The organism is Megamonas funiformis, assembly GCF_010669225.1.
Classification (GTDB): Bacteria; Bacillota; Negativicutes; order Selenomonadales; family Selenomonadaceae; genus Megamonas; species Megamonas funiformis.
Genome location: NZ_CP048627.1, coordinates 464,103 through 475,358 on the forward strand (window position 1 = coordinate 464,103; position 11,256 = coordinate 475,358).

Annotated in this window: 10 protein-coding genes, 2 tRNA genes and 1 other annotated feature; of the genes, 5 read left to right on the forward strand and 7 right to left on the reverse strand. The window is 31.3% G+C overall.

All coding sequences use genetic code 11. The annotated features are described in order from the left end of the window. Positions 1 to 170 precede the first annotated feature (170 nt). Together GXM21_RS02330 and GXM21_RS02335 are read right to left on the reverse strand one after the other, a co-directional pair. Positions 171 to 255, reverse strand: a tRNA-Tyr gene (locus tag GXM21_RS02330). An 8-nt stretch (positions 256 to 263) separates the two neighbouring features. Then, a tRNA-Arg gene (locus GXM21_RS02335) sits at positions 264 to 341 on the reverse strand. A gap of 271 nt (positions 342 to 612) precedes the next feature. Between GXM21_RS02335 and GXM21_RS02340 the strand changes: the two genes are divergently transcribed. The 4 genes from GXM21_RS02340 (at position 613) to aroF (ending at position 4,624) form a co-directional block, all read left to right on the forward strand. Beyond that, positions 613 to 1,500 (forward strand): Rossmann-like and DUF2520 domain-containing protein, encoded by an 888-nt coding sequence (locus GXM21_RS02340; RefSeq protein ID WP_008538800.1) that lies wholly within the window; start codon positions 613 to 615, stop codon positions 1,498 to 1,500. Further along, positions 1,475 to 2,302: a 3-methyl-2-oxobutanoate hydroxymethyltransferase gene (panB, locus tag GXM21_RS02345; RefSeq protein ID WP_008538799.1), complete on the forward strand. Its 828-nt coding sequence runs from the start codon at positions 1,475 to 1,477 to the stop codon at positions 2,300 to 2,302. The genes GXM21_RS02340 and panB overlap by 26 nt, the downstream gene beginning before the upstream one ends. An 80-nt stretch (positions 2,303 to 2,382) precedes the next feature. Further along, positions 2,383 to 2,629: a binding site (T-box leader), on the forward strand. Between the two features lie 59 nt (positions 2,630 to 2,688). Next, positions 2,689 to 3,549 (forward strand): prephenate dehydratase, encoded by an 861-nt coding sequence (gene pheA / locus GXM21_RS02350; RefSeq protein ID WP_008538796.1) that lies wholly within the window; start codon positions 2,689 to 2,691, stop codon positions 3,547 to 3,549. Positions 3,550 to 3,586: 37 nt separating this feature from the next. Beyond that, positions 3,587 to 4,624: a 3-deoxy-7-phosphoheptulonate synthase gene (gene aroF, locus GXM21_RS02355; RefSeq protein ID WP_008538795.1), complete on the forward strand. Its 1,038-nt coding sequence runs from the start codon at positions 3,587 to 3,589 to the stop codon at positions 4,622 to 4,624. A 69-nt stretch (positions 4,625 to 4,693) separates the two neighbouring features. Here the strand turns inward: aroF and GXM21_RS02360 are convergent, their stop codons facing one another. The 5 genes from GXM21_RS02360 to GXM21_RS02380 all read right to left on the reverse strand — a co-directional run bounded on the left by GXM21_RS02360 (position 4,694) and on the right by GXM21_RS02380 (position 10,451). Beyond that, on the reverse strand, positions 4,694 to 5,650 hold the full coding sequence (locus tag GXM21_RS02360; RefSeq protein WP_008538794.1) for a hypothetical protein: 957 nt from the start codon (positions 5,648 to 5,650) through the stop codon (positions 4,694 to 4,696). An 11-nt stretch (positions 5,651 to 5,661) separates the two neighbouring features. Further along, positions 5,662 to 6,024: a chorismate mutase gene (aroH, locus tag GXM21_RS02365; protein ID WP_008538793.1), complete on the reverse strand. Its 363-nt coding sequence runs from the start codon at positions 6,022 to 6,024 to the stop codon at positions 5,662 to 5,664. Between the two features lie 497 nt (positions 6,025 to 6,521). After that, positions 6,522 to 8,117 (reverse strand): ABC1 kinase family protein, encoded by a 1,596-nt coding sequence (locus GXM21_RS02370; protein WP_008538792.1) that lies wholly within the window; start codon positions 8,115 to 8,117, stop codon positions 6,522 to 6,524. Between the two features lie 201 nt (positions 8,118 to 8,318). Beyond that, on the reverse strand, positions 8,319 to 9,116 hold the full coding sequence (locus GXM21_RS02375) for a glucosaminidase domain-containing protein (RefSeq protein ID WP_008538791.1): 798 nt from the start codon (positions 9,114 to 9,116) through the stop codon (positions 8,319 to 8,321). Between the two features lie 33 nt (positions 9,117 to 9,149). Further along, on the reverse strand, positions 9,150 to 10,451 hold the full coding sequence (locus GXM21_RS02380; protein WP_050900410.1) for an NCS2 family permease: 1,302 nt from the start codon (positions 10,449 to 10,451) through the stop codon (positions 9,150 to 9,152). A gap of 171 nt (positions 10,452 to 10,622) precedes the next feature. Here GXM21_RS02380 and GXM21_RS02385 point away from each other — a divergent pair, with 171 nt between their 5' ends. Continuing rightward, positions 10,623 to 11,243 (forward strand): hypothetical protein, encoded by a 621-nt coding sequence (locus GXM21_RS02385; protein WP_008538788.1) that lies wholly within the window; start codon positions 10,623 to 10,625, stop codon positions 11,241 to 11,243. Positions 11,244 to 11,256 lie beyond the last annotated feature (13 nt).

Here is an 11,256-nt window from a genome sequence, read left to right on the forward strand (position 1 = left end):
CCTCTAATAAAATTATAATATTATGTACCCTAATGTTTTTGTTAGGGTACAATTTTTTTTATAAAAATAAAAGCACTAATAGTTATTATACTTACTATTAGTGCTTTAGTTTTAAATGATGATGAAAAACAAAAAAAGCTCCGATAAAATCGAAGCTTTAATTTACAAAATGGTGGGCAGGGATGGATTCGAACCATCGTAGCCTACGGCGACGGATTTACAGTCCGTTCCCTTTAACCACTCGGGCACCTACCCATTACAAATGGTGACCTTGGCAGGACTCGAACCTGCGACCTTTTGATTCGTAGTCAAACACTCTAATCCAGCTGAGCTACAAGGCCATTTGTTTGCGGTTGTCTTAACCGCATATATTATAATATCAGATTGATTTATATTTGTCAAATGTTTTTTTGAAAAAATTTAAGATTTATTAAAATAAATTTTAGCTCTATACGAAATAGATAATAAATGATATATTATGTGATGGATAGTATTCGAAGCGAAACTGTACCACAAACTTTTATTTTTATCTAATTAAAAAGGATTGTATCGAAAGAACAAGACCTTACCAGAGATTTCATTGTATTACTTCCAAGAAAAAGAGGTGATAAAATGAAAATAGGATTTATTGGTGCGGGGAAAGTGGGCTTTTCCCTAGGAAAATATTTACAAAATAATTGCAGTCAAAATGATGTAGAGATTGTAGGTTATTTTAGTAAATCTTTAAAATCGGCAAAATCAGCAGCAGATTTTACCAGTACTAAATTATATATAAATCTTGAAAATATCTTAAAAGACAGTGATACCTTATTTTTGACAGTGCCTGATGGTAGTATTAGTCAAATTTGGGATTATATGAGAAATCTGGATATTAGAAATAAAAATATTTGTCATTGTAGCGGTTCGATATCTTCGACCGCTTTTTTTGATGCTCAAAATAAAGGTGCATATGCATATTCTATCCACCCACTTTGTGCGATAAATGATAGGTATGAAGCTTATAAAAATTTAGCAAATGCTGTATTTACTATTGAAGGTAATAGTGAGCATTTAGATAGCTTGATGCAGATTTTTCAAAAATGTGGTAATGACATCATAAAAATCGATACGCAAAAGAAAGCACTATATCATGCTAGTGCAGTAATGGCTAGTAATTTAGTTACAGCTCTATTTGCCACGAGTATAGATTTATTAAATCATTGTGGTGTAGATAAAAAGATGGCAAAAAATATTTTATTGCCATTATTGCAGGGTAATGTAGCTAATTTAACTACTTTTGATATCAAAGATGCTTTGACTGGTCCAGTAGAGAGAAATGATGTAGTTACGATAAAAAAACATTTAAATGTATTTAATCAAGAAAATTTAAATCAAGAAAAAGAAATTTATAAGTTATTATCACAAAAATTAATTGAAATTGCACAAAGTAAAAATTCATTAAAAGATTATAGTGAAATGAAAGAGGTTTTTGATAGTGAAAAATACAGTATCAACATTTAAAATGCAAAAGGAAAGCAAAGATAAAATTACAATGCTTACAGCATATGATTATTCTACAGCAAAATTGATTGATGAAGCTGGAGTTAATGGAATTTTAGTAGGTGATTCCTTGGGCATGGTCATGCTTGGTTATGAAGATACATTATCTGTTACTATGGAAGATATGATACACCATATAAAAGCTGTTACTAGAGGAGCAAAAAATGCTTTAGTTGTAGGTGATATGCCATTTATGTCTTATCAGACATCTGTTTATGATGCTGTGAAAAATGCAGGTCGTTTAGTGCAAGAAGGTCATTGTCAGGCAGTAAAATTAGAAGGTGGAGAAAGTGTTTGTCCACAGATAAAGGCAATTGTCGAAGCTTCTATTCCTGTTATGGCACATATAGGGCTTACACCACAATCTGTTAATGCCTTTGGCGGTTTTAAAGTTCAAGGGAAAAGTGAAGATGCTGCTAAAAGAATTCTTCAAGAAGCAAAAGCTGTAGAAAAAGCAGGTGCGTTTGCTGTAGTATTGGAATGTATTCCAGATAAATTGGCAAAAATTGTCACTGAAGAAATAAATATACCGACAATTGGCATTGGTGCAGGTAGTGATTGCGATGGTCAGATTTTAGTATATCAAGATATGCTTGGTATGTTTGGCGGATTTAAACCTAAATTTGTGAAACGCTTTGCAAATGTTGGTGAAGAAATGACAAAAGCTTTTAAAGGTTATATTGAAGAAACAAAAGCAAAAACATTTCCAGCAAAAGAGCATTGTTTTAAAATAGATGATAGTGTAATTGAAAAATTATATTGATGATAATTTTATTTAAATATTACAAAGTTACAATAAAAACTATTGCATTTTATTTTTTTATATGATATTATGTAAACACGCTAAAGATGATGAAGAGGAAAAGTAGATAAATATAATCATGACAGAGAGTCAAGGATGCTGGAAACTTGATATGAGAGTATTTATTGAAGTTCACCTCGGAATTGCTCGCTGAACTTATTGTAGGTGGAGCCGGAGCCTTACCGTTATCAAAAAGGACAGTATCGGATTAGTCCCGTACTTGATGAGAGATATCTATATTTTTATAGATAAATAAGGTGGTACCGTGAATTCAGCCTCGCCCTTATATTAGGGTGAGGCTTTTATTATTTTTAAATCAATTAGATAAAAAAGAAAGGAGGCTTTTCATGAAGAAATTAGCTTTTTTAGGACCTCATGGAACAAATAGTGAAGAAGCTGCAATTTATATGGCTAATTTGCGTAAAGAAAAAATGAATTTAGTGGCATATAATACAATACAAGATGCTATACAAGCTGTTGCTCAAAAAAATGTAGATTATTGTTTAGTACCAGTGGAAAATTCAATAGAAGGTTCAGTTCGTATTACCTTGGATACTTTGGCTCATGATGTTGACTTAATGATAGAGTCTGAATTAATATGGAGTGTACATAATCAATTATTAACAAAAAATCCTAATGCTAAGATACACACAATAATTTCTCATATTCAACCATTAGCTCAATGTAGAGAATATTTAAAGAGTCATTATCCAACGGCAAAGACAGAATCTGTTTCTAGTACAGCTAGAGCAGCAGAAAAAGCAAGCTGTTATGGAGATGGTTATGCGGCAATAGCGACAAAAACAGCAGCTGATTTATATAATTTGCAGATAATAGATACAGATATTCAAGATGTTGAAGATAATTTTACTAGATTTATTTTATTGACTAATAAAGATAAAGTAAAAAAATATCAAGATGTAGCCAATATGATGATAATTTGTCAGATAGATGGTAGAGCTGGCAGTTTATACGAACTTTTGGGTGATTTTGCTTGTCGAAAAGTAAATATGACAAGAATTGAATCAAGACCTGCGCGTACAAGTTTAGGCGAGTATATTTTTTTCATAGAAATAGATGCTAATGTGGATAAAGATATTTTACAAGAAGCACTTGTGCAGGCTAGTAAAAAATGTTTTTGGCTTAAAAACTTGGGAAAATTCCCAGTATATAAAGCTAGTAATAAATTAGTAAATGAAATAAATTAATCTTAAATATAGATAAAACGAAAAGGTGGAATAAATAATGGTTGTAATAATGAATCCTGATGCAAGAGAAGAAAATATCATGGCTGTAGTAAAAGCTATCGAAAGTGTAGGGCTCACAGCTAAGATAATGGAAGGTGCACAGCAGAAAATTGTTGGTGTAATAGGTGACAAAACTCGTATGGGTTCACTAGCAGTAGAGGCAATGGAAGGTGTAGAACAGACAGTGGCTATTTCTAAATCTTATAAATTAGCCAGCCGTGAATTCCACCCAGCAAATACTGTTGTTGATGTAGATGGTGTAAAAATCGGTGATGGCAATGTAGTAGTAATGGCAGGCCCATGTGCAGTAGAATCTCGTGAACAATTATTAGAAGCAGCAAAAATCGTAAAAGCCGGTGGAGCACAATTTTTACGTGGTGGCGCTTATAAACCTCGTACTTCTCCATATTCTTTCCAGGGTCTTGAAAATAAAGGTCTTGAATATTTGGCTGAAGCTCGTGAAGTTACAGGATTAAAAGTAGTAACAGAAGTAACAGAAGTAGAAGCTGTTGATGCTGTAGCTCATTATGCGGATATTTTACAGATTGGTGCACGTAATATGCAAAATTTCCGTTTATTAAAAGAAGTTGGAAGATGTAATAAACCAGTTATGCTCAAACGTGGTCTTTGCGCTACTATTGATGAATGGTTAAATGCTGCTGAATATATTATGAATGAAGGCAATCATAATGTAATTTTATGTGAACGTGGTATTCGTACTTATGAAACATATACAAGAAATACATTAGATATGAGTGCTGTAGCAGCAGTAAAACATTTAAGTCATTTACCAATTATCGTAGACCCAAGTCATGGTACAGGTAAATGGAGAATGGTAAAACCTATGAGCTTTGCAGCAATAGTAGCTGGAGCAGATGGACTTATCATTGAAGTTCACCCAAATCCTGCAAAAGCTTTATCTGATGGACCACAATCTTTGACACCAGAAAATTATAGAGAAGTAATGCGTGGTGTCTATAAAATTTCTGATTTTATGAAAGCAGAAAATTTATTTACTGATTACATGAAAGACTAAAAATTTATATTATAAGATGAGAAAAAGCAGTCAAATACTTATTTATAATTAAAGTATTTGACTGCTTTTTTATGTCATTAAAAATAAAAATATAGGATAAGCTATAAAAATAAAGATAATAGTAGTGATTAAAAAGATTGCCTCAGCAATACTGGTGTTTAATTTATATAGTTGAGTAACTACAACAGAATTGATACCAATAGGACACATGCCAATCAAAGTGATAACTGAAATGAGTAAAGCATTATCTGTAAATAAGCTAGCGGTGATAAATGATAATACAGGTATGATAAGAAAACGAACAGGTACAATAGTCAAAGCTAGGTATTTATATAAGCGAGCTGCTTTAAAATTTAATAAATAACCTACAGGTAAAATACCAAACCAAGCACCTAGATGAACAGAAGCATTAAAAATGGGGTCAAAAATATCAGGACGAGGTACTTCGTAAATATTTAAGATAGCACCGATAAACATACTAAGTAAACCAATTTGGTTCCAACTGATTAGAATAGAACGCCAATGCGGTTGAAATTTTGCTTTCGAACCAGCTGTGAATTTTTGATGAAAATATTCAGCTAGAGGAAAACAAAAAGAAAGTGTAAAAATATTTTGTACCATAGCGATAACTTGGACATAAGCATAAGCTAATTGCCCCATAGCTATATAGGCACATAAACCACCTAAAATACCTGTATTAGAGAGCATACTACTTAAAAGATAAGCACCGCTATTGCGTATATTTTTACCAAGTCGCCAGTTTACATATGGATAAGCTAATAATCCTGGAAGTGCTGAAATGAGGATAATTCCTACGAATGCCAATAAAAATAAATTTTGGTCTATTTTTATTAACCAAAAACTACCAAGTCCAGTGATTATCATGATGAAACGGATATTTAATTTTAAGAGGAAATTACAAGTATTTAAAGATATTATCTTATATTTATGGAAATAGTATCCTATAGTTAGAGGTAAAATAACATCAATAAATATGAATAAAAGGCGATAAAATGATTCTGACATAATAACACCATTTAAGCTTTGGCAATATCAGGGCGAAGTTGACTTGCTCTACCTAAATAAATATGTTTTATTTCCTTTTGTGTTTTATCAGTATTCACCAAAAGTAAAACGCGGATACATTTTTTCATACTGTTTTCTACATACAATTGTTGAGCATCAAAAAGTGGTACTAAATCCCAATTAGGTAATTGGCGTGCAGCAAAAGCAGGAAATACACTAGATAAATCCTTAGTAGCACTAAATAAAGCAGCACCAATATCTTCAGCAGTAATATCATTAGCTTCAAGAATGTTTATTAATAATTTTTTGACAGCCTCAATAATCTCTTCACGATTATCATTCTCCACAGTGATAGCTCCTCTAATTCCTTGCATAAAAAAACATTCCTTTCATTGTAAATATATTTGTTATATTCATTTTTCTTTTATATAAAAGAAAAACGAAACAAAAAGAAAATTGCCCGCTCACGCACTTTTTACTTTGGCAAAGATAAAAATATGCCAACAACGTTCTAAACTCACTACGTTCAAACAGTAGAACTAAAACCATTGTCATATTTTTATCTTTACCAATAGCCTATGGCTACCGCAAAAAGATGCTAAAATGCGGGAAATATTTGGTATTATTTTATTGTTGATTATTAAATAGTTATAGATAATGTAGTGATTTTTATTTTCCGCATTATAAAATTTTGTGGTAACCGTAAGGTTATTGAAAATAATTATCTTTGAATACGTTTTTAGTCTGAATGTTTGAGCGAAGCGAGTTTCTAAGCGTTGTATGAAAAGATAATTATTTTCAAAACTAAAATTTTATCTGCGGTGATTTCTTTGCTTCGTTTCTTTGTCACCAAAGAAATGAACATAAAAAACTATTTTTCTTTAAAAATGTTAATCATTAAACGAATTGATAAGAAGACGGCTACTAGATATCCTAATACACCTAAAATAGGAATTTCCATTATTTGAGGTGTCATATTAGTAGTGCAGATAATGCTAGAACCTAAAAGTAGTGCAGAGCAAATGATACCGATGATTAATTTATTAATCATTTTATCTAAACGACGAAGTGGTTCTTCTGAGCCTGTTAAGTCTAAATTAACTTTAGTTTGTCCGCTCATTGTCATTTTTAAGATATCAGATAATTGTTCTGGTATATGCATGGATTTTTGAAGCATTAAATAGCTATCTCGTTTGAATTTAGTAAATTCTTCTTTCCAACTGAAATTTCGTTTAAAATCAGCTCGCATGTAAGAGGCAAAAATATCAATAAAATTGACATTAGGACAACAAATTTTGAGAACAGATTCAATCGTAACGACACCACGGGCAAACATACTTAGACCAGGATTAATAGAAAGTTTATGACGGCGAGCAACAGTTATGATATCATGTGCTAATTCGCTTAATTTTAATGTTTGGAAATTGGCATTACTATAACGGTTCATTAGATTATCAATGTCTTCATAAAGTTGGATATGATTTAATTTTCCTTGAACAGTGCCTAAAGTTAAAATAGCGTTTTTCATTTCATAAGTATCATGTTGAACAAGGGCGTAAACAGCTTTTTTTAAAGCATCACGTTCTTTAGAAGATAAGCGTCCCATCATACCTAAATCAAGCCAAATAATTTTACCGTTTTTTATCCAAATATTACCTGGGTGAGGATCAGCATGAAAATAGCCATCTTCAATGATTTGTTTTACATAATTTTTGCCGAGATGAATACCTAATTCTTCAACATTATAACCTTGGGCTTTTAATTTGCTGATTTCATCAATGCGATGACCGTCAATATATTCCATTACAAGTACGCGAGCTGTAGTCAGTTCATGTTTTACAGTAGGACAATCAACGAAAATATCTTCACTATTAAGTCGTTTAAATTCATCAATATGTTCAGCTTCCATCATGAAATCCATTTCTTGCTTAGTGATATTCCACATTTCATCAAGAATGGCGTTAAAATCTAAAATGCTAGATGAAGTTTTAAAGACTTGTAAGATAGATACAGCTCGTTTTAATAAAACTATATCTTTAGCCATTACTTCATAAATTCCAGGACGTTGTACTTTGATGACTATTTTTTCACCAGTTTTTAATGTAGCTTTATGTACTTGAGCTATAGAAGCAGAGCCAAGTGCATGGTCATCTATATCGAGAAAAACATCTTCTATTTTTTTATTATATTCTTTTTCAAGGCAGTCTTTGATGATGCTAAAATCTAAAGGCTTAGCTTGTGTTTGCAATTTAGTCAATTCAATGGCATAATCGGCAGGTAAAAATCCTGGTTTTAAAGAGAGTATTTGACCTAATTTTACAAATGTAGGGCCTAAATCTTCTAGGATTAAACGCAATTTTTCAGGTGTCATATCGCTTGTAAGTACATTATGCTTACGTAAAACAAGCACCATTTCCCGTAAACGATGAGAGGAACTGTATTTTGTTTGTTTAGGAAATTTTATCAAATTAACACCTTCTATTATAAATTTTTAATATAATGTATTTAAATAAAATAATTATGTTTATTATAGCAAATAAGTGAAAAATAGTATAACAGTTTATTTATCACTTAGAATATGGATTTTTGATGAGCTTAAAATTTTTAATAAAAAAGAGTTGAAATATTAATTTGAAAATCTTCAAGTATATATTTCAACTCTTTTTATTTATTCTTCTGTAATATTATCTAAAATTTGTAGAATTTCTTGTCCGTAATTATTTCCAGGAACTGCCCAACGACCATTTAAACCAGGCCATGTATCAATTGTTGATGTAGAATAAACGGCACGAACTAAGGAATAACGTGGGTCTACTACATCTTCGCGAGGAGGTCTAACGGAAGCATAAGCCAATAAATGTTGAATATGAGCTCTAACACCAATACGAGCTGTTTCAAAATAAGCACCTTTTACAGTAGCACTTGTTGTACCTAGACCGCAATAATTATTTTGGTCAGGTATTACTGTACCACCATATCTAAAAAATCCTGTTTCTTTTAAAGCTTGAGCAAAAGCTGCATCAGGACGAATTCCTTCTTTGCCAGCTTCTTCATAATAATAATCAACTAATTCTTCAGCAGAAACTGTAATTTTAGGATTTGGGTTATTTTTGAGCAGGTAATTTACGCATTGTTCACGAGTTGCAATAGCTGAACCCATGATAGAAGAACTGCCATAATTTACTACTTTATTTTGTTCTTTTTTATCAGAGTCGCCTTTTAAAATAGCAGCGATTTTTTCTGATACAGAGTGATTAGATGTTTCTTTTTTATCAAAAGTATTATCATCATTATCAGTTTTTAAAGCAATAACAGCACTTGTTTCGCGTTGTTGATGTTGACTTAAGCCCTTTAAAGTATAATTATTTTGCATAGGAGTCATACTAGCTTGACTAGGAAAACTAATACTGATACAAGCTGCGACAATTAAAGAACTACCAAGAATTTTATATTTGCGAAAAAACATAGAAGATAAAGGACCTCCTTAAGTATTAAATTTTTAATTGCTTAAGACTACAAATTGGATAATAAACAAAAGCATAAATACATAAAGTAGAGGGTGAACTTGTTTAATTTTTCCAGAGAATATTTTTATTAAGCAATAAGAGATAATACCGATACCAACAGCATCAGTGATACTGTAAGATAATGGCATCATTAGAAAAATCAAGAAAGCAGGAAAAGCTTCTTGCATATCGTCCCAATTTATACGAGATAAACTGCTCATCATATAAAAACCAACAATAATTAATGCTGGTGCAGTAACTGCTGGAACAGTGGATAAAACTTTAGCGATTGGAGCTGTAAAAAGCATCAAGAGGAATAATAAAGCAATGATGACGTTTACAAAACCAGTACGACCACCACTAGCTACACCAGAACCAGATTCAACATAAGCAGATGTTGGGCTTGTACCAAAAATAGAACCAACAAGGCTAGCGATAGAATCTGCTAAAAGAGCGCTTTTTACATTAGGAAAAGTATCATTTTTCATCAATCCTGCTTGTTTGGCAATACCAAGCATAGTACCAGTAGTATCAAATAAAGTAACAATGAAAAATGTAAAAATTATAGTATAAAGATTATGAGAAATAGCTCCCATGATATCCATTTGCATAAATGTATTACCGAGTTCAGGTATACTGAAAATAGTATCAGGTAAGCTGATATAACCAAAAAGGAAAGATAATATAGAGGTAATAATCATGCCTAAAAACAAAGCACCACGTACATTATTTACCACTAAAATAATGCTTATAAATAAACCGATAAGTGACATATAAGTTACAGGGTCAGTAAAATTACCAAGAGTAACTAGGGTAGCTGGAGAAGATACAATAATATGAGCACTTTGAAGACCGACAAAACTGATAAATAAACCGATACCAGCACTGATACCTTCTTTCATTGAAGCTGGTATAGCGTTGATAACAGCTTGACGAAATGATGTCAATGAAAGGATTAAAAAGATTAAAGCGGAAATAAATACAGCACCTAAAGCTTCTTGCCAAGGAATTCCCATGGAAATTACTACAACAAAACTAAAGTAAGCATTCATTGCAAGTCCAGGAGCAATCGCTATAGGGTAGTTAGCAAAAATTCCCATGAATAAGCAACCGACAATAGTTGCAATTATTGTGGCAAAAAATACACCATTAAAATCCATACCTGTCTGGCTTAGAACACTAGGATTTAAGATGATGATATATGCCATAGTTAAAAAGGTAGTAAAACCAGCAAGGGTTTCAGTAAAATAAGAAGTTTTTCGTTCTTCAAATTTAAAATATTCTTTTATTGACATGACAAAACCTTTCTGAGATTTATTTTGTATACTATCATATAATACCATAATTGTGAAAAAATTTTTAGTATAAATTTAATAATAATAGTTATTATCTTTAAATTGAATATTAAATATGATATCATTATATAGTTAGATAGTTATTTGTATATTAAAGAAAGGAGAAATATAGTGAAAAGATATCTTTTTATTTTAGTATTAAGCTTAATGACTGTTATTAGTTTTCCAATAAATAATTCTTTTGCGGCGACAGAACCGTTATCTGAAGAAGTTTTTCAGTGGGTACAGGCAACACCTCGTTCAAGTTATTATTTTAATAAAGATGCTATGACCTATGAAATTGGAGCAGATGGCGATGCCGACACGAATATTTTAATTGTACCAACAGTAAGACTTTTTGATAATATGCAAATTCAAGATGTGATAATGAAAAGACAATGGAGAAATTTAAGCACGTATAGATTTGATGAATTATCTGGTGTAGCAGAATATTTGCGAATAAATATAAAAGATAAAACAGTAGAATATACAGAATGTGTATATTTAGACCAAGGATATAACTCTTTGTATGTTAATTATGAAAGACCAACTCAAAATATGAATACAATGAGTGTAAAAGATGTAGATTATAATTTTTATCAAGCTATATTAGATTATGAAAAAGAACATAGAAAAGAGCTTTTAACAAAAATTATTGATCAGGTGAAACCTGAAGATTTAAAAGCTGCAGGAATAACTTTAACTAAAGAGCAAAAAAAGAATATGAAAGAAAATAAAAAGCAGAGAAGATAATACGCTATTTGGC